Here is an 18,364-nt window from a genome sequence, read left to right as displayed (position 1 = left end):
CGTTCAATGATTCACACCTATTGAGGAGGGGCACAATGCTCTCGTTAGCGCAGATGCTGGGGAATGTGTCCATGGCAAATGTCCAGTCCCTTGATGACTGGGCAACGTCGGTCACCGACGTCCTGCGGGACGCCGCGATCTACCACCAGACCGGAAACGGGTTCTACCGTGCCCAGTGCGACGCGTTGGGAGTCGATCCGGCCGCGATAAACGACATCAACGACCTGAAAGACCTGCCACTGCTGCCGGTCGGGATGTTCAAGCGTCCCGACGCCCAGGTGCTGCTCACCTGTTCCCTGGCCGACGTCGAGACCGAGACCCGCTCCAGCGGAACCCGCGGTGTCCCGTCCGTCGCCCGCCGGAACAGCGAGACGGTGACCCGGGCGCTGGTGGGGTTGATCGGGACCTACCGGGAGTTCTTCAACCTGTCCGGGGGCGCGGGTCTCTTCTTGAACCCGACGGACGCCGAAGCCTCGGAGATGGGCCTGCTCAAGGACCTCAACATCCTGAACAGCGTCTTCGACCACCACGCATACCTCGTTGCCGACCAGGCGTTCGACGCCCGGGAGGCCCTCGAGCACCTGCGCCGGTGGAAGGGCCACATGACGCGGCACATCATCGGTCCGCCGTTCCTCATCCACCGGCTCCTCCGGTTCCTCGAACAGGAGAAGATCAATGTGCGCCTGGACCCGTACAGCATGATCATCACCCTCGGCGGCTGGAAGCGGCACAATGCCGAGGCCATCCCGGCCGAAGGTTTCCGGGAGCGGTGCCACGACCTGCTGGGAGTGCGGCCGGGGAACGTGCGCGACATGTACGGCATGATCGAGTCGAACATGCTCGCGGTCGAATGCCACCTGCATCGCAAGCACGTCCCGCCGTGGTGCTACATCTCCATCCGGGATCCTGGACAGATCGGCACGGAGCTCCCTCCGGGGGACACCGGCGCCATCGCAGTACTGGACGCGCTCAGCACCAGCTACCCGGGCTTCCTCCTCACCGACGACGTGGGCGAGGTCGAGACCGGTACCTGCGGATGCGGGAGGACCGGCCAGGTCATTAACTTCCGCCGTAGGGGGCAGGGCAGCGGACTTGGCAACTGCCCGGTCAGCATCGAGGACTACCTCCGCTCACCGGCTCTGGTGAAGGCCTGATTTGGAGGAGGCCCGGCCCTCGGGGCCGGGCCTCCTCGGTGTCCGGCCGATGGCCGCGGCGCCGGCGGTCCTAGTAGGTTTCGCCCGCTGCGCGCAGGGCGTCCGGCAGCCGGGCCGCCGCGGCCTGGTCGACCAGCCAGATCGTTGCCTGCCGGCCGCGGGCTCCCGCCGCGGGGACCTGTACGTCGTTGGCGCCCGCCAGCGCGAGGCCTGCCGCGCAGGCCTTGTCCTCGCCGGCCACGACGAGCCAGACCTCCTCGGCGGAGTTGATCACGGGCAGGGTGAGGCTTACCCGCTGCGGCGGAGGCTTCGGGGAGTCCTCGACGCCGATGGCGGCACGGTCCAACTGCCGGATTCCGGCCATGTCGGGGAAGAGCGAAGCGATGTGGCCGTCCGGACCCATGCCCAGCAACAGCACGTCGAAACGCGGCAGCGGAAGACCGTCGCCGCCGTCGTTAGCGTCCCGCCCCGAGACCCGGCGCAGTTCTTCGGCGTAAGCCTCCGCCGCTTCGTGCGGACTTCCGAAGTCATCGGTGGAGCCGAACGCGTGCACCCGGTCCTCGTCGATGTCCAGCGCGTCGAGGAGCGCCTGCCGGGCCTGCAGTTCGTTGCGGTCCGGGCTGTCCTTGGCCACGAAGCGTTCGTCGCCCCACCAGAAGTCCACCCGTTGCCAGTCCACCTCGGTGCGGGAAGCATCGGCGGCGACCGCGCGCAAGGTGTTGATGCCCAGCGACCCGCCGGTCAGGACGACCGAGGCGTCCCCGTGCTGCTTCTGGGCCAGGGCCAGGCGCGCAATCAGCCGCCGGGCCACGGCCGCGGCCAGGATCTCGGCGTCGGGATGGATGTGCAGGACCGGTTCAGCGTTCACTGCGGCGTACGCTCCTTAGGTTGGTGCGGGGCAATCCTTCGGTCAGTACTTCGCCGAAAACCTCGTCCGGGTCCAGGCGGCGCAGTTCTTCGGCCAGGCACTCCTCGATGGAGCGCCGGGGAAGGGTGATGCGCTGGACCGGCTGGTTCGGCTGGATCAGTTCGGCCACGCTCAAGCCCGGCCGCAGGATCCGGATGTCGCCGTCGACCCGGGAAATCCGGACGCCGCGGATCCCGGTGCCCGCGGACCCCTCGACGATGGTGACGGGAGCATCGAGCGCCAGCGTGAGCCAGGCCGCCAGCAGGACGGTGCTGGGGGAGTCGGAGGCACCCTCGACGGCGACGGAGGTCACGGGGGAGTATTCGACCTGGTCGAGCACCGCGGCCAGCTGGATGCGCCAGTTGGTCAGCCGCGTCCAGGCCAGGTCCGTGTCGCCCGCGGCGTACGTCCGGCGCAGCTGTTCGAGCGCGACCTTTGGCATGGGCTCGTGGGCGGAGTCGGTGATCCGCCGGTGGGCGATGCGGCCGATCGACGTGGCCGAGGCGTTCTCCGGCATGCCGTGCGGCCACCAGGCCACGATCGGGGCGTCCGGCAGCAGCAGCGCGGAGACGAGGGAGTCGCTTTCGCCCGCGAGTTCGCCGTAGCCGTAGAGCACCACGACCTCGGAGGCGCCCGCGTCCCCGCCGACCCGGATCTGCGCGTCCAGCTTCGTCGGTTCGTCCGCGCCCGCGTCCACGAGCACGAGGATGCGGCAGGGGTGCTCGCGGCTGGCGGTGTTGGCGGCGTGAATCGCCACTTCCTCGTTGCCGGCCGTGGTGAGGACGACGAGCGTCAGCACCCGGCCCAGGGTGACCACGCCGCCCTGCTCGCGCATCGAGACGATCTCCTTCGAGACCTTGGAAGTGGTGGTGTCCAGCAAATCGACTATCAAGGCCTTCTCCAGGAACGTCCGTCGCGGGCCAGCAGGGCATCTGCCGACGCCGGGCCCCAGCTGCCCGGGGCGTAGGGTTCGGGCTTGTCGCCGCTGCGCGTCCAGTAATCCTCGAACGGATCGAGGATCTTCCAGGACAGCTCGACTTCCTCATGGCGGGGGAACAGCGGGGGCTCGCCCAGCAGGACATCGAGGATCAGCCGCTCGTAGGCCTCGGGGCTGGATTCGGTGAAGGCGTGGCCGTAGCCGAAGTCCATGGATACGTCGCGGACCTCCATCTGGGTGCCCGGGACCTTGGAGCCGAAGCGGATGGTCGCACCCTCGTCCGGCTGGACGCGGATAACGACCGCATTCTGGCCGAAGTCCTCGTCCTTATGGTCGCGGAAGAGCAGGTTTGGAGCGCGTTTAAGCACGACGGCGATTTCGGTCACCCGCCGGCCGAGGCGCTTGCCGGCCCGCAGGTAGAAGGGGACGCCGGCCCAGCGCCGCGTGTGGATGTCCAGGCGCAGCGCGGCGAAGGTCTCGGTGGTGGACTCAGGGTTGAAGCCTTCCTCCTCCAGATAGCCCTTGACCTTCTCGCCGCCCTGCCAGCCGCCGGTGTACTGGCCGCGGGCCGAGTGCGTCGAGAGGTCGTCGGGCAGCCGGACCGCGGCCAGGACCTTCTCCTTCTCCGCGCGCAGATCCTCTGCGTTGAACGAGATCGGCTCCTCCATGGCGGTCAGCGCGAGCAGCTGGAGCAAATGGTTCTGGATGACGTCGCGGGCGGCCCCCACGCCGTCGTAATACCCCGCTCGGCCGCCGATGCCGATGTCCTCGGCCATGGTGATCTGCACATGGTCGACGTAGTTGGCGTTCCAGAGCGGCTCGAACATCTGGTTGGCGAAGCGCAGTGCCAGGATGTTCTGGACCGTCTCCTTGCCCAGGTAGTGGTCGATCCGGAACACCGAGTCCGCCGGAAACACCGACTCGACGATGCTGTTGAGTTCCCGTGCGGACTGCAGGTCGTGGCCGAAGGGCTTTTCGATCACGACGCGCCGCCAGGTGCCGGCCTCGCCCTGGGCCAGGCCGTGGGCGGAGAGCTTCTCGCAGACCTGCTCGAAGTCCTTCGGCGGGATCGAGAGGTAGAACGCGTGGTTTCCGCGCGTGCCGCGGGTCTGGTCGAGCTCGCCCACGACCTCCTTCAGCCGTGCGAACGCCTCGTCGTCGCCGAATTCGCCCTGGACGAACCGCATGCCGGCGCTCAGCTGTTCCCAGACGTCGGCCTGGAACGGTGTCCGGGCATACTGTTCGACGGCGGCCCGGACCTGGTCGGCGAGCTCCTCGTCGCTCCAGGCGCGGCGGCCGAATCCGACCAACGCGAAGCTCGGCGGGAGCAGGCCGCGGTTGGCCAGGTCGTACACAGCCGGCATGAGCTTCTTGCGCGCGAGGTCGCCGGTGACGCCGAAGAGCACCAGCGACGACGGCCCCGCGATCCGGTTCAGCCGCCGGTCGCGGGGGTCGCGCAGGGGGTTGCGCCGGTTGTTTGCGGAATTGACCATCAGCGCTTTCCGCCGGAGAGCGCCGAAACCGCCTGCAGCAGCTGTGCCGTGCCTGCCTCGCGGTCCCGCAGGTGCAGGCGCAGCACAGGCCGGCCGTGGTCCGCCAGGACCTGCGCATCGCCGGCCGCCTGGGCCGCGATCAGCTCGCCGAAGGTAAACGGCCGTTCGGGGATCGCGAGGTCCTCCGCGGTGTCGGCGGTGATCTGCAGGTAGACGCCGACGGCGGGCCCGCCCTTATGGAACTGCCCGGTCGAATGCAGGAAACGCGGTCCCCAGCCGAAGGTGACCGGCCGCCGGGCCGCAGTTGCGAGTTCGGCGCGCAGGTTCTCCAGTTCGGCCTGGCCGAAGCGATCCAGGTACGCCTGCACGCTCAGGTAGCCGTTGGCGTCCAGGCTGCCGAGCAGGGCGCGGATGGCGCCGTCCACCGTCTCCGCCCCGCCCAGCCAGTCGCCGTTCGCGCGGATCTCGACCGCGTGGTCGACGGCCAGCGGCGCCGGAGTCTCCGGCTGCGCGTCCAGCAGCCCGCGGGCCGCCTTCTTGGCCGCCTCGACGTCCGGCTGGTCGAAGGGATTGATGCCGAGCAGGCGCCCGGCCACCGCCGTCGCCGCTTCCCACAGCAGCAGCTGGCTGCCGAGCGTGCCCGACACGGCTGCCTCATTTCCGCCAAGGTCCACCTCGGCCTCGGCGGAAACCAGGCGGATGACCAGCACGTCCGGGGCGTCGAAGGAGGCCTCCGGGGCGGACTCGCCGACGACCACAGGCAGCACGCCCGTGCCCAGCTTGCCGGTGGATTCGGCGATCAGTTGCTCCGCCCAGTCCGCGAACCCGACGATACCGGATGCCTCGTCCAGCAGGACGATCTTGTCGCGCAGGGGATCGGTTCCGCCGAGGACGGCGCCCAGCGCCAGGGCGATGTTGTCCGGATCGTCATCGGCCAGGATCTCGGCCGCTTCCTCGGCGTCGTCCAGCAGCGTCTCGATGTCCACCCCGGCCAGGCCGGTAGGCACCAGGCCGAAGGCCGTGAGCGCGGAGTACCGGCCGCCGACGTTCGGGTCCGCGTTGAAGACCGCCCGGTACCCGGCCTCGCGGGCGCTGGCGTCCATGGGGGAGCCCGGGTCCGTGACGACGATGATCCGCGAGGCGGCATTGAGTCCCGCCTCGGTGAAGGCCTGCTCGAAAATACGCCGCTGCGAGTCCGTCTCGACGGTCGAGCCGGACTTGGAGGAGACGACCAGGGCCGTCTCGGCCAGCCGCTCGGCCAGCGCAGCGCGCACCTGCTGCGGATCCGTGCTGTCCAGCACGGTCAGTTCCACGCCGGCGGTGTTGCTGATCACCTCAGGCGCGAGCGACGAGCCGCCCATGCCGGCGAGCACAATCCGGGTGACGCCTTCGGCGCGCAGTTCGTCCCGCAGCTGCAGGATCTCGCCGACCAGCGGCCGCGAAACCCCTGCGGCGTCGACCCAGCCCAAACGGATTTCCGCTTCCTGCTCGGCTTCCTGGCCCCAGAGGGTATGGTCCTTGGCGGCCAGCCGCGAGGCGACTTTGTCTTCCACCAGGACGGGGACGTGCTGCTCAATGGCCGCGCGGGCAGCGCCGGAGGCCTGGATCGACAATGCCCCCATGGTTACTCCTGCCCCGCCTCGTCCAGCGCGGTCCGGACGGTCTGGAGGAGTTCGGACCAGCTGGCCACGAACTTCTCGAGTCCTTCCTCTTCGAGGAGGTCCACGACCTCCTTGTACGAGATGCCCTGCGCATCCACGGCGTCCAGCACGCGGTTCGCTTCCTCATAGGTGCCCGCGACGGTGTTGCCCTTGACCTCGCCGTGGTCGACGACCGCCTCGAGCGTCTTGTCCGGCATGGTGTTCACGATTCCCTCGGCCACCAGGTCAGTCACGTACATGGTGTCCGGGTAGTCCGGGTTCTTGACGCCGGTGGAGGCCCAGAGCGGCCGCTGCGGGCGGGCGCCGGCCTCAGCCAGCAGCTGCCAGCGTTCGCTGGAGAAGAGCTCTTCGTAGACCTGGTAGGCCAGCCGCGCGTTGGCGATGCCGGACTTGCCCATCAGGGCCTTGGCCTCGTCGCTGCCGTTGGCTTCGAGCCGCTTGTCGATCTCCGTGTCCACGCGGGAAACGAAGAAGGAGGCGACCGAGTGGATGTGGGCCAGTTTGTGGCCGTTCTCCTTGGCCTGCTCGAGCCCGAGCATAAAGGCGTTGATCACCTCGCGGTAGCGTTCGAGCGAGAAGATCAGGGTGACGTTGACGCTGATCCCCGCGGCCAGGGTGGTGGTGATGGCTTCCAGCCCCTCCACCGTCGCCGGAATCTTGATGAACACGTTGCTCCGGTTGACCTTCGCGTGCAGCTTGCGCGCCTCGTCGATGGTTCCGGCGGTGTCCCTCGCCAGCCGGGGATCGACCTCGATGGACACGCGTCCGTCGACCCCGCCGGTCTGCTTGGCGAGGCCCGAGAAGATGTCGCACGCCTCGGAGACATCATCGGTGGTGATCGCGAAAACCGCGGCGTCGACGTCGGCCTGTTCCTCGGCGAGCTCGGCGATCTGGGCGGCGTAGGACTCGCCGTTCTTGAGCGCGGCGGCGAAGATGGACGGGTTCGTCGTCACGCCGACGACGTTCTTCTCGGCGATCAGGTTCCGCAGCTCGCCGGTGGTGATCAGCTCGCGGGAGAGGTCGTCAAGCCAGATCGAGACTCCGGCGTCGGACAGGGCCTGGGTGTTCTTGTTGGACATGCGGGGCTCCTTAGGAAGTTGCCTGGGCGATGGAATCACGGGCGGCCGCGGTAACGGCCTCCGAGGTGATCCCGAACTCACGGAACAGCGTCTTGTAGTCGGCCGAGGCACCGAAATGCTCGAGGCTGACGCAGCGGCCGGCGTCGCCGACGAGGCGGTGCCAGCTCTGGGCCACCCCGGCCTCGACCGAGACACGGGCGCGGACGGCCGCGGGTAGGACGGATTCGCGGTACTGGGCGTCCTGCCGGTCGAACCACTCGAGGCACGGCACCGAGACGACGCGGGCGGCGACACCCTCGCCCTGCAGGGTTTCCCGGGCCTCAACCGCGAGCTGCACCTCGGAGCCGGTTGCGAGGAGGATGACGTCCGGCTGGACGGCCTGGCCGTCCTTCTCGGCCTCGGCCAGGACGTAGGCGCCCCGCGCCACATTGTCCGCGGAGGCGAATCCGCCGTCGCCGCGGTCGAACACCGGCAGGTTCTGGCGTGTTAGGACGATGCCGGCGGGATTCTCGTGGTTCTCCAGGATCACCTTCCAGGCCTGGGCCACCTCGTTGGCGTCTGCGGGGCGGACGACGTCGAGGCCCGGGATCGCGCGCAGGCTCGCCAGCTGCTCGACCGGCTGGTGGGTCGGACCGTCCTCGCCGAGGCCGATCGAATCGTGCGTCCAGACGTAGATCGACGGAACGCCCATCAGGGCGCCGAGGCGGATGGCCGGCCGCTGGTAGTCGCTGAAGATCAGGAACGTGCCGGAGAAGGCGCGGGTCTTCGAGCTGAGCACGATGCCATTGACGATCGCCGCGGCGGCGTGCTCACGGATGCCGAAGTGCAGGACGCGGCCGTAGGGGTTGCCGGACCATGCGTCAGTCTGCCGGGACTCCGGAATGAACGAGGGGGCGCTTTCGATCGTGGTGTTGTTGGACTCGGCCAGGTCCGCCGATCCGCCCCACAGCTCGGGAAGCACCGGTCCGATGGCGTTGAGGACCTTACCGGACGCGGCACGGGTCGAGACATCCTTTTCCGTGCCGAACACCGGGAGCGACTCCGCCCAGTCCTGCGGCAGTTCGAACTTTTCGACCCGGTCCAGCAGGGCTGCGGCGTCCTGGTTGGACTCCCGCCACTGGGCGTAGGAGCTCTCCCATTCGGCCCGGGCTTCCTTGCCGCGCGCGGCCACCTGCCGGGCGTGTTCCAGGACGTCCGCGTCCACGTGGAAGCGCTGCTCCGGATCGAACCCCAGGACTTCCTTCACGCCGGCAACCTCTTCGGCGCCGAGCGCGGAACCGTGGATCTTGCCGGTGTTCTGCTTCTTCGGCGCGGGCCAGCCGATGATGGTGCGCAGGGAGATGATGGACGGCCGTGTTGTTTCCGCCTTGGCAGCCTTGAGGGCGTTGAACAGCTCCTCGACATCCTCTTTGTACTCGCCCGTGCGGGTCCAGTCCACGCGCTGCGTGTGCCAGCCGTAGGCCTCGTAGCGCTGCAGGACGTCCTCGGTGAAGGAGATGTCCGTATCGTCCTCGATCGAGATGTGGTTCTCGTCGTAGAGCACCACCAGGTTGCCCAGCTCCTGGTGCCCGGCCAGCGAGGAGGCTTCGGAGGTGACGCCCTCCTGCAGGTCGCCATCGGACGCGATGACCCAGATGGTGTGGTCGAACGGGCTCTTGCCCGCTTCGGCCTGCGGGTCGTACAGGCCGCGGGTGCGGCGCTGCGCGTAGGCAAAGCCGACGGCGGACGCGAGACCCTGCCCCAGCGGGCCCGTGGTGATTTCGACGCCGGGTGTGTGGCGGTATTCCGGGTGCCCGGGAGTCAGCGAATCCCACGTGCGCAGCCGGCGCAGGTCCTCGATCTCCAGCCCGTAGCCCGACAGGAACAGCTGGATGTACAGGGTCAGCGACGTATGGCCGGGGGAGAGGATGAAGCGGTCGCGGCCAACCCACTGGGGATCAGACGGGTCATGGCGCATCAGCTTCTGGAAGAGGAGATAGGCGGCAGGCGCCAGGCTCATGGCCGTGCCGGGATGTCCGTTCCCGACCTTTTCGACGGCGTCGGCGGCCAGGACACGCACCGTGTCCACCGCGCGCTGGTCCAGATCGGTCCAGGACAGTTCTTCCGAATGTGGCACTGGGGGGTCCCTCTCTCGTCGTGAGTCTGACAGGCGCTAAATGGCCCCGAAACTGCCTCTCGGCAGGCACAAGTCCACCTTAGCGCCTTGGGGCCTGCTGCAAGCAGGATGCGATGGCCTGCGACCGGTAATAGTGGGACACACACTCCCGGGGAGATTTCTACAGGTCATAGAGGATATGATGGAGGGGCACCTTGGCTCCGGTTGCGCCCTCACGGGCCCGGGCCGGTGCTAGGCCCGACGAGGGCCGCACTGAGTCCCGTTTATCCCAGCAGAACTGTGTGGTTTTTCCTTGAAGATCCTGAGCGCTCCGGAACAGGTAGCTGACGTACCCGTCAAGACCGGCTTCGGACGTAAAGTCAAGGCCTACGTAGCGCTCACCAAGCCGCGCGTCATGGAACTCCTTCTGGTCACCACGCTCCCCACGATGATCTTCGCCGCCGGCGGGTTCCCGAGCCTCGGCCTCATCGCCGCCACCATGATCGGCGGCGCCCTCGCCGCCGGCTCGGCGGGGTCCTTCAACTGCTACATCGACCGGGACATGGACAAGCTCATGCACCGGACCGAGAACCGGCCCCTGGTCACGGGGGAGGTCACGCCCCGCGAAGCGCTGGTCTTCTCCTGGGCGCTGGGGATCCTTTCCATCCTGATCCTCTGGTTCGGGGCGAACCCGCTCGCCGGCATGCTGGGCGTGGGGGCCATCTTCTTCTACGTCGTCATCTACACGCTGATCCTCAAGCGCCGCACCGCGCAGAACATCGTGTGGGGCGGCGCCGCGGGCTGCTTCCCGGTGCTGATCGCCTGGGCGGCCGTCACGGAAACCGTCGCGTGGCCGGCGATCATCCTGTTCATGGTGATCTTCCTCTGGACGCCGCCGCATTACTGGCCGCTGTCGATGAAGTACAGCGACGACTACAACGCCGCCAACGTGCCGATGCTCGGCGCCATTGCAAGCGCGCGCCAGGTCTCGGTGCAGGTGGTCCTGTACGCCTGGGCAACGCTGGCCTGTTCCCTCCTGCTCGCGCCCGTCGGCGGGGCGGGCTGGATCTACACCATCGCCGCCCTGCTCAGCGGCGGCTATTTCGTGTACGAGTCCCACCGGCTGTACAACCTTGCCAAGCGCGGCACCGAGACGCCCGCGGAGACCAACAAGAGCGCCATGCGCGTCTTCCACGGCTCCATCAGCTATCTGACGGTACTCTTCCTCGCACTGGCCGTCGACCCCTTCGTGGGCGGCCCCGTCTTCGCCGGTTTCTAGGCGAAGGGCCCTCGGCCGGGCCCCCTGACGCCGGGGACGGAGCCGGTTTTCATTGTGCAATGCGAAGCCCACTTGCTTTTCTTGGTATGATATGCGTCATATCTGGGAACCGGTGCCGCCTTCTTCGCAGAGGCGGCTTGCCCCCACGAACCTGCCCCTCTCGTAAAGGAGGCGTACGGTGGCCCACATCCAGCTGTTGGGCACCGGCGGCACTATTGCCTCTCGCAGCCACGGCTCCGGGGGAGCTGTCGCTACCGATACGTCGTCGGCCTTGGTTCCGATCCCGCACCGCGATGTCACGGTCAGCGCACGCGATGTCCTGACCACCGGCAGCTACAGGCTGGACCTAGCGGACCTGCGGCGAATAGCCGAGGCCGTCGGGCAGGCCGTTTCCGATCCGGGCACCGATGGCGTGGTGGTCACCCACGGTACGGACACTCTCGAGGAAACGACGTTCCTGCTCGACCTCCTGCACGCTTCGGCGAAGCCCGTCGTCGTCACGGGCGCGCAGCGCACTGCAGACAGCCCCGACGCGGACGGCCCGCGCAACGTCGCGGAAGCGGTGAGGGCAGCGGCCGACGAACACTTGCGTGGGGCCGGAGCGCTCATCAGTTTCAACGGCACGGTCCGTTCCGCCCGCGGGGCCCGCAAGGTCCATACCACCGCGGACAACCCGTTCGGCGGCGGCACCGAGGTCGCCCACATGGCGGGCGGCCGGTTCGTGGTCACGGCCACGCCCCGCCGGTACCCGGCCCTGCCGCCGCTCCCTGCCGCGTTTGATGAAACCCGGGTGGAAATCGTCACCGCGTACCCGGGGGCGACCCCGGCCCTCCTGGATCATGCCGTGCGGCTCGGGAGCCACGCGGTCGTGCTGGCCGGTACCGGGGTCGGCAACGCGGGACCGGGGTTCGCCGAAGCCGTCAAACACGCGACAGACGGTGGCTGCATAGTCGTGCTCAGCACCCGTGCGCCATGGGGGCCGGTGGTCCCCACCTACGGCAACGGCGGTGGCATCGACTTGGTGGCAGCAGGCGCCATCCCTTCACTGGACCTCAACCCGTTCCAGGCGCGCATCCTCGCCGCCGTCCTTCTCTCGCAGGGCACGCCGCGGGAAGAATTCGCCGGAGTCTTCGACGCCTACCTCTAAGAACATCCACCGCCAGCAGAGGAGACACTAATGTCCAAGAAGATCTACGTCTCGGTCGGCATCGACGTCGACGCCGTGGGCGGCTGGCTCGGCTCATACGGCGGAGAGAACTCCCCGGGGGACATCTCCCGCGGCCTGTTCGCCGGTGAAGTCGGTGTGCCCCGGCTGCTTCAGCTCGCCCAGCGCCGCGAGATGTCGGTGACCTGGTTCTGGCCGGGCCATTCGGTCGAAACCTTCCCGGAGCAGTTCGACGCCGTCGTTGCTGCCGGTCACGAAATCGGAGTGCACGGGTACAGCCACGAAAACCCCATCGCAATGACAAGAAAGCAGGAGACTGAAGTTCTGGACTACTGCACCGGCCTCATCGAGCAGCGGTCCGGGCGCAAGCCGGTAGGCTACGTGGCTCCCTGGTGGGAGTTTTCTCCCGTGACCAACGAGATCCTGCTTGAGCGCGGATTCCTCTACGACCACTCCCTCATGCACAACGACTTCTCCCCCTACTACGTGCGGGTCGGCGACAGCTGGACCAAGATCGACTACGAAGCCGAGTCCGCCCGGGAGTGGATGAAGCCGCTGGTCCGCGGCCAGGAGACCGACCTGATCGAGATTCCGGCCTCGTGGTACCTCGACGACCTGCCGCCGATGATGTTCATTAAGTCCAGCCCCAACAGCCACGGCTTCGTGAGCCCCTGGGACATCGAGCAGCTTTGGAAAGACCAGTTCGACTGGGTACACCGCGAGATGGACTACGCCGTCTTTCCCATCACCATCCACCCGGACGTGTCCGGCAAGCCCCAGAACCTGCTCATGCTTGAACGGCTGTTCGACCACATCCAGCAGCACGACGGCGTCGAGTTCGCCGTCATGGAAGACCTCGCCCGGGACTTCTCCGCCCGGCACCCCCGCCAGGACATGTGAAGGTCCTGGCACCAAGGAAAGCAACAGCAATGTCAACGCTAAATTCCCCCCACGGACGCTCCGTTGAGCCATGGAACGTCAAGATCACCAAGAAGACGATCACCCAGGTCTCAGTTGTCTGCTTCATTGCCTGGGTGGCCTCGGTCTATGACTACACGCTCTTCGGCACCCTGCTGCCCGTCATCGCCGAGGATTTCGGCTGGACAACGGCCCAATCCACGGCCATCAACACCTTCGCCACCATCGGCGTGTTCATCGTCTCCCTGCTCGTGGGCACCATTCTCGACAAGATGGGCCGCAAGAAGGCCCTCATAGTCCTCATGCTCGGCGGGGCACTGGCTTCCGGCTTGACCGGACTCGCGGTCGGGGCTGTAAGCCTCGTCATCATTCGTTCCTTCACCGGGTTCTCTATGTCCGAGGAAGTCGTCAACGCGGTCTACTTGAACGAAATATACAAGGAGGCCAAGAGCCGGGGTCTGATGTACTCACTGGTACAGGGCGGTTGGCCCGTCGGCGCCCTGATTTCCGCAGGCCTTTCGGCCCTGCTGCTCCCGATCATCGGCTGGCGCTGGACCTTCGTGGTGGCTGCCGTCCTGTCCCTGGTCGTGGTGGCCATGGCCCTCCGGCTGCCGGAATCGCCCACCTTCGCTGCCATGCAGGAGGTGAAACGCCGGCGCGCCGGCGGCGACGTGGAAGGCGCCCACAGCCTCGCCGCCGAACACGACCTCGAGGAGGCAGCCCACCATGCCACCGGGGTAAAGGATGTCTTCACCCCGGAGCTGCGCTGGCACACCATCCTGCTGGCCCTATCCTGGTTCTTCAACTGGATCTCCATCATGATCTTCTCGGTCCTCGGCACCACCATCCTGGTCGATGCCAAGGGAGTCTCCTTCGACAACGCCCTGGTTATCCTGGTTCTGGCCAATGCGGTGGGCTTCGTAGGCTACGTATTCCATGGCTGGCTCGGGGACAAAATCACACGCAAGCGCACGGTCGTCCTCGGCTGGCTTGCCGGCGGCATCGTCAGTCTGATCATGCTGCTGGGCCCGGGCATCCCGGCCATCATCATCCCCCTCTACGCGCTGACGCTCTTCTTCCTCACGGGGCCCTATGCGGCGCTGCTGTTCTACATGGGCGAGTCGTTCCCGGCCCATGTGCGCGGCATGGGCACGAACGTGGCCCACGTGATGGCACCCGTCGGCGGGATCGCCGGGTCAGGCCTGCTCACTATCCTGCTCGCCGCAGGCGTCGAGACGGGTTGGGCGGCGATCATCACCGGCACGGGCGGGCTGTTCATCTCGGCTCTGTGCATGGCCGGGACACACACCATCCGTGACGCCCATCAGAAGACGACGGTGATCGCATGACCTCCTTCGACGCAAACCGGGACCACAGCAGAGGGCCGGCCGGCGGCTTGAACCGCGACGACGGACTCGAGGGCAAGGTCGCTGTCATCTCCGGCGGCGGCAGCGGAATCGGCCGGGCGCTGGCCGTCGCCTACGCCCGTGCCGGTGCCCACAGCGTGATCGGCTATCTGCCTTCGGATCCCCACGACGCGAGGGATACTGTTCGCGCCGTGGAGGATGCGGGCGGCCAGTGCCTGGCCGTCCCCATGGACGTGCGCCGTTTCGAGGACACCGAGCAACTCGCCCAGGCCGCGCTGGATGAGTTCGAGCGGCTGGACATCTCGGTAGCTGCCGCCGGTATCCTGCGCCGCGCGGCCCTGGCCGACATGACCGACCAGGCGTGGGACGACATGATGTCCGTCGACCTCTCGGGCGTACTGCGGGTCTTCCGATCCTGCAGCGCGCGGATGGACCGCGGCGGGGCGATGGTGGCCACCTCTTCGATCGCCGGCGGCGTCTACGGTTGGGAAGAGCACAGCCACTACGCCGCGGCGAAGGCCGGGCTGCTCGGCCTGTGCCGTTCCCTCGCGGTGGAGCTGGCACCGCGGCGAATCCGGGTCAACGCCATCATCCCCGGCCTCATCGAGAGCCCCCAGTCCCTGGACCCGGTCAATTCGCTGGGCCGGGCCGGCCTCGACGCCGCCGGGAACATCATCCCCTGGGGCCGCGTGGGCAACGTCGACGAAGCCGCCCGCGCCATCCGCTTCCTAACTAGCGACGACTCGGCCTACGTCACCGGACAGCAGCTGACGGTCGACGGCGGCCTGACCGTCCGCTGGCCAAGCTGAACTTCGGAAAGGAGTTGCGATGGGACGACAGCTCGAAGGCAGGGTCGCCGCTATTACCGGCGGAGGCAGTGGAATCGGTGCAGCCATCGCGCTGCTTTTTGCCCAGGAGGGCGCCGACGTCGCACTGCTTGACCGGGACGAGCAGCACGCCTCGGCAGTTGCGGAGGAGGCCGGCGGCTTCGCCGGCCGCACCGCGGCCCTCGCCGTGGACGTCACCGACGGCGAGGCCGTGAGGAATGCGATGGACGACATTGCCGACCGGTTCGGCGGCATCGACATCCTGGTCAGCGCCGCCGGAATTCTCGACGAAACGCCGCTGCTGGAAATGAGCGAAGCGACGTTCGACAGGACCATCGCCGTGGACCTGAAGGGCGTGTTCCTTGCCGCACGTTGGGCGGCGCCGCACATGGTGAATCGCGGCGGCGGAAGGATCATCAACATCGCGTCCCAGTTGGGCCTCAAGGGCGGGGTCGGTTTGACGCACTACGTGGCCGCCAAGGCCGGGGTCATCGGCATGACCAAGGCCCTGGCCCTGGAGCTGGCCGAACACAAGATCCTGGTCAATGCCATAGCGCCGGGGCCGATCTTTACTCCGCTGATCGACGGACTCTCTGAGGAATGGAAGGCGTCCAAGCAGGCGGAGCTGCCCATCGGCCGCTTCGGACAGGCCCGTGAGGTGGCGCCCACGGCCCTGCTGCTGGCGTCCTCGCCCGGTGGAGATCTCTACACCGGGCAGACGCTGGGCCCCAACAGCGGCGACGTGATGCCGTAGCCTCGGGCCGTTCCGGTCAGTGCCGGAGGGCGGCAGGCTGCCGTGTGACGCCCACGTAGACCACGTGGGCGCACGCGGCGGCGAGCAGCGACGCGCCGAGCATATGCAGACCCACCAGCAGGATGGGGAGGCCGGTGAAGTGCTGCCAGTAGCCGATGACGGCCTGCAGCGCGACGACGGCGGCGAAGAGCAGCAGCGGGCGGCGGAGCGGGACGAAGCGGGAGTTCCGGTAGGCCATCACCAGCAGCACCACGGTGGTGGCGACGAGCAGGTACACGGGCAGGACGTGGACGCGGGTGATCAGGTCCGGATGGAGGTTGTTGCGCGGGGCCATCGCGTCGCCGGCGTGGGGGCCGGATCCGGTCACCATCACGCCGAGGAGGATCGCCAGCCCGCTCAGGACGGCGAGGGCCCACAGCAATTGCCGCACAGTCGACGTCGTGAATCTCTGCACCACGGTGGAGGCGCGCGCGTTGTCAAGCCAAGCGCGATGGACCAGCAGGGTGGCCAGGGTGACCATGGACATCGAGACGACGAAGTGGCACCCGACGACCCACGGGTTCAGGTGCGTCCAGACGGTGATGCCGCCGATCACGGCCTGCGCGGGAATGCCAGCCAGCAGCGCGATGGACAGCCGGAAGAGGTCCTTGCGCTGCTTGGCCATGCGCCAGACGGACACCAGCATCGCGAAGGCGATGGCCACCAGCACGAAGGTCAGCAGCCGGTTGCCGAACTCGATCGCGCCGTGGATGCCCATTTCGGCGGTCGCGTGCAAGGACTCAGGGGTGCATTTGGGCCAGGTCGGGCAGCCGAGGCCGGAGGAGGTCAGCCGGACGGCGCCGCCTGTGACCACGATGAGGATTTCCGAGACCAGCGAGGCCACGGCCAGGGACCGGACGGCCTTGTTGGGCTCCAGCGGCAGCCGCTGCGGCAGTCCGTTGGTCTCCCGTCGCTGGGCGTGTGGTGTTCCGGTCATAGTTTCAGCTCCATTTGAACCAGCGGATGGCTGCCAGGCTGGCCACGACGGTCCAAACCAGCAGAACAATTGAGGCGGTGAGGTTGAATTCGGCCTGCATGAGCGCGCTGCGCAGGGCGTCGCCCAGCGCGGTGGACGGCAGCAGGTGGGCCACCGGCTCGTACACATCGGGCCAGCTGGCGACGGGGAACAGGATGCCGCCGGCGGCCGCCAGCAGCACCCACAGCAGGTTGGTGATGGCCAGCGTCGCCTCGGGCCGTACCGTGCCCGCGATCAGCAGCCCGAGGGAGGTGAATGCGCCGGCGCCGAGCACCAGCTGCACGAGCGCGGGCAGGATGCCACCCGGCGCCGGGTGCCAGCCGAGCAGCAGTGCCACGGTGCTGATCACGACGGTCTGGATGGCCAGCACGGTGAGGACGGCGATGACCTTGCCGAGGATCAGCCCGCTTTGGCCGAGGGGAGTGGTCGACAGGAAGCGCAGGACGCCGTAGCGGCGGTCGAAGCCGGTGGCGATGCCCTGGCCCGTGAGCCCGGTGGACACGGCGCACAGGGCCAGCACGCCGGGCGTGGCCATGTCGATCCGGCTGTCGGTGAACTCATCGAGCAGGGGAGTGATGGACAGGCCGATCAGCGCCATCAGCGGCAGGATCACCGCGATCAGCAGCTGTTCGCCGTTGCGCAGCATGGCCATCGTCTCGTAGCGGCCCTGCAGCAGGACACGGCGCAGCAGCGGGGCGGGGGCGTTCACCGCAGCTCCTTTCCGGAAATGTCGAGGAAGACGTCTTCCAGTGACCGCGGCGCCATGTGGATCGCCGCCGGCATCACGCCCTGCGCGGCCCAGAACTGCGCCAGCCGCACCAGGTGCTCCGGTGCCAGCGCCCCGGTCACGGTGTAGCGTCCGGGCACGGCCTCGTGCACTTCGAGCGGCAGCGCCCGCAGCTCGGCCAGGTCCAGCCCGGCCCGGGCATCGAACGTCAGGAGGCGTTCGACGCCGGCGCTTTCGTCCGTGGCCTTGGTCAGTTCCGCGACGGTTCCGTGGGCGACCGTCTTGCCGGCGTCGATGATGAAGACGTAGTCCGCCAGGCGCTGTGCGTCGTCCATGAGGTGGGTGGTGAGGATGATGCCCAGGCCCTCGGCCCGCAGCTCCTGGATCAGGTCGAAGACCACGGCGCGGGACTGCGGATCAAGGCCGGCACTGGGTTCGTCCAGGAACAGGACTTCGGGGTCCCCGACCAGGGCCGCGGCGAGGGCGACCCGCTGTTTCTGGCCGCCGGAGAGGCGCCGGATCGGGGTGTTGGAGAAGTGGTGGATGCCCAACCGCTCGACGAGGTCGTCGACGCTCCGGGGCTTGGCATACATGCCGGCCACGTGGCGCAGCAACGGGACGGGCCGCACCGCCTGCGGCAGGCCGCCCTCCTGCAGCATGACGCCGACACGGCTGCGCAGCCCGGCTCCGGCTTCGAAAGGATCCTGGCCGAGGAGCCGGACGCTGCCGCCGTTGGGTCGGGTCAGGCCCTGGGCACACTCGAGCGTGGTCGTCTTGCCGGCCCCGTTGGCGCCGAGCAGCGCGGTAACCTGGCCCGGGAAGGCGCGCAGGTGCACGCCGTCGATCACGCGGACCATCTTGCCGTCCAGAGCTGCGACCGGCCCAAGATCTTTGACGAGCCCCTGGATGTCGAGGCAGGGATCGGAATGAGGCACCAGAACATTCTACGCGACGTAGAGCCGCCCGCCGCGGCCGTGCCCGGCCAC

16 protein-coding genes are annotated in these 18,364 nt (G+C 67.9%); 7 read left to right on the top strand and 9 right to left on the bottom strand.

The annotated features are described in order from the left end of the window. Window positions 1-71: 71 nt before the first annotated feature. A complete protein-coding gene (locus WFH44_RS08735; RefSeq protein ID WP_336713362.1) occupies window positions 72-1,154 on the top strand; it encodes a LuxE/PaaK family acyltransferase in 1,083 nt (360 codons plus the stop codon). A 70-nt stretch (window positions 1,155-1,224) separates the two neighbouring features. On the opposite strand, the gene pgl is transcribed toward WFH44_RS08735, so the two are convergent. From pgl to tkt, 6 genes are read right to left on the bottom strand one after another with little or no spacing between them, the layout of a single operon-like run. Beyond that, window positions 1,225-2,022 (bottom strand): 6-phosphogluconolactonase, encoded by a 798-nt coding sequence (gene pgl / locus WFH44_RS08730; RefSeq protein WP_336713360.1) that lies wholly within the window; start codon window positions 2,020-2,022, stop codon window positions 1,225-1,227. Beyond that, window positions 2,012-2,953, bottom strand: coding sequence for a glucose-6-phosphate dehydrogenase assembly protein OpcA (locus WFH44_RS08725; protein ID WP_336713358.1), 942 nt, complete (start codon window positions 2,951-2,953; stop codon window positions 2,012-2,014). The genes pgl and WFH44_RS08725 overlap by 11 nt, the downstream gene beginning before the upstream one ends. Beyond that, on the bottom strand, window positions 2,950-4,491 hold the full coding sequence (gene zwf / locus WFH44_RS08720; RefSeq protein WP_336713356.1) for a glucose-6-phosphate dehydrogenase: 1,542 nt from the start codon (window positions 4,489-4,491) through the stop codon (window positions 2,950-2,952). The genes WFH44_RS08725 and zwf overlap by 4 nt, the downstream gene beginning before the upstream one ends. Further along, complete coding sequence (locus tag WFH44_RS08715) at window positions 4,491-6,113, bottom strand: glucose-6-phosphate isomerase (protein ID WP_336713354.1); 1,623 nt, start codon at window positions 6,111-6,113, stop codon at window positions 4,491-4,493. Before WFH44_RS08715 ends, zwf begins: the two co-directional genes overlap by 1 nt. Before the next feature lie 2 nt (window positions 6,114-6,115). Next, window positions 6,116-7,231 (bottom strand): transaldolase, encoded by a 1,116-nt coding sequence (tal, locus tag WFH44_RS08710; RefSeq protein WP_336713352.1) that lies wholly within the window; start codon window positions 7,229-7,231, stop codon window positions 6,116-6,118. Window positions 7,232-7,241: 10 nt separating this feature from the next. Then, the gene (gene tkt, locus WFH44_RS08705) at window positions 7,242-9,347 is read right to left on the bottom strand and encodes a transketolase (RefSeq protein ID WP_336713350.1); all 2,106 of its coding nucleotides are present in this window, start codon (window positions 9,345-9,347) and stop codon (window positions 7,242-7,244) included. Window positions 9,348-9,639: 292 nt separating this feature from the next. Between tkt and WFH44_RS08700 the strand changes: the two genes are divergently transcribed. The 6 genes from WFH44_RS08700 (at window position 9,640) to WFH44_RS08675 (ending at window position 15,636) form a co-directional block, all read left to right on the top strand. Continuing rightward, entirely contained in the window at window positions 9,640-10,605 is a 966-nt protein-coding gene (locus tag WFH44_RS08700; protein WP_336713348.1) for a heme o synthase, read from the top strand. A 178-nt stretch (window positions 10,606-10,783) separates the two neighbouring features. Next, on the top strand, window positions 10,784-11,752 hold the full coding sequence (locus tag WFH44_RS08695; protein WP_336713346.1) for an asparaginase: 969 nt from the start codon (window positions 10,784-10,786) through the stop codon (window positions 11,750-11,752). Between the two features lie 30 nt (window positions 11,753-11,782). After that, window positions 11,783-12,670, top strand: coding sequence for a polysaccharide deacetylase family protein (locus WFH44_RS08690; protein ID WP_336713344.1), 888 nt, complete (start codon window positions 11,783-11,785; stop codon window positions 12,668-12,670). Between the two features lie 29 nt (window positions 12,671-12,699). Further along, entirely contained in the window at window positions 12,700-14,037 is a 1,338-nt protein-coding gene (locus WFH44_RS08685; RefSeq protein WP_336713343.1) for an MFS transporter, read from the top strand. Window positions 14,038-14,084: 47 nt separating this feature from the next. Then, the gene (locus WFH44_RS08680; RefSeq protein WP_336713649.1) at window positions 14,085-14,864 is read left to right on the top strand and encodes an SDR family NAD(P)-dependent oxidoreductase; all 780 of its coding nucleotides are present in this window, start codon (window positions 14,085-14,087) and stop codon (window positions 14,862-14,864) included. A 19-nt stretch (window positions 14,865-14,883) separates the two neighbouring features. Next, window positions 14,884-15,636 (top strand): SDR family oxidoreductase, encoded by a 753-nt coding sequence (locus WFH44_RS08675; RefSeq protein WP_336713341.1) that lies wholly within the window; start codon window positions 14,884-14,886, stop codon window positions 15,634-15,636. A 16-nt stretch (window positions 15,637-15,652) separates the two neighbouring features. Here the strand turns inward: WFH44_RS08675 and WFH44_RS08670 are convergent, their stop codons facing one another. From WFH44_RS08670 to WFH44_RS08660, 3 genes are read right to left on the bottom strand one after another with little or no spacing between them, the layout of a single operon-like run. Further along, window positions 15,653-16,612: a COX15/CtaA family protein gene (locus WFH44_RS08670; protein ID WP_336713339.1), complete on the bottom strand. Its 960-nt coding sequence runs from the start codon at window positions 16,610-16,612 to the stop codon at window positions 15,653-15,655. A 4-nt stretch (window positions 16,613-16,616) separates the two neighbouring features. Continuing rightward, window positions 16,617-17,360 (bottom strand): ABC transporter permease, encoded by a 744-nt coding sequence (locus WFH44_RS08665; RefSeq protein WP_336713338.1) that lies wholly within the window; start codon window positions 17,358-17,360, stop codon window positions 16,617-16,619. Then, window positions 17,357-18,313 (bottom strand): ABC transporter ATP-binding protein, encoded by a 957-nt coding sequence (locus WFH44_RS08660; protein WP_336713337.1) that lies wholly within the window; start codon window positions 18,311-18,313, stop codon window positions 17,357-17,359. The genes WFH44_RS08665 and WFH44_RS08660 overlap by 4 nt, the downstream gene beginning before the upstream one ends. Between the last annotated feature and the right edge of the window lie 51 nt (window positions 18,314-18,364).

Origin of the sequence: Arthrobacter sp. USHLN218, assembly GCF_037144715.1 — a bacterium.
In the GTDB taxonomy this organism is placed as follows: Bacteria; Actinomycetota; Actinomycetes; order Actinomycetales; family Micrococcaceae; genus Crystallibacter.
This window is presented reverse-complemented; position numbering and strand designations above follow the sequence as displayed.

Excerpts from the sequence above, each read along its gene's own strand:
- WFH44_RS08735 (WP_336713362.1), top strand. The coding sequence starts at position 72 with ATGGCAAATGTCCAGTCCCTTGATGACTGGGCAACGTCGGTCACCGAC.
- zwf (WP_336713356.1), bottom strand. The coding sequence starts at position 4,491 with ATGGTCAATTCCGCAAACAACCGGCGCAACCCCCTGCGCGACCCCCGC.
- WFH44_RS08715 (WP_336713354.1), bottom strand. The coding sequence starts at position 6,113 with ATGGGGGCATTGTCGATCCAGGCCTCCGGCGCTGCCCGCGCGGCCATT.
- tal (WP_336713352.1), bottom strand. The coding sequence starts at position 7,231 with ATGTCCAACAAGAACACCCAGGCCCTGTCCGACGCCGGAGTCTCGATC.
- WFH44_RS08690 (WP_336713344.1), top strand. The coding sequence starts at position 11,783 with ATGTCCAAGAAGATCTACGTCTCGGTCGGCATCGACGTCGACGCCGTG.
- WFH44_RS08685 (WP_336713343.1), top strand. The coding sequence starts at position 12,700 with ATGTCAACGCTAAATTCCCCCCACGGACGCTCCGTTGAGCCATGGAAC.
- WFH44_RS08675 (WP_336713341.1), top strand. The coding sequence starts at position 14,884 with ATGGGACGACAGCTCGAAGGCAGGGTCGCCGCTATTACCGGCGGAGGC.
- WFH44_RS08670 (WP_336713339.1), bottom strand. The coding sequence starts at position 16,612 with ATGACCGGAACACCACACGCCCAGCGACGGGAGACCAACGGACTGCCG.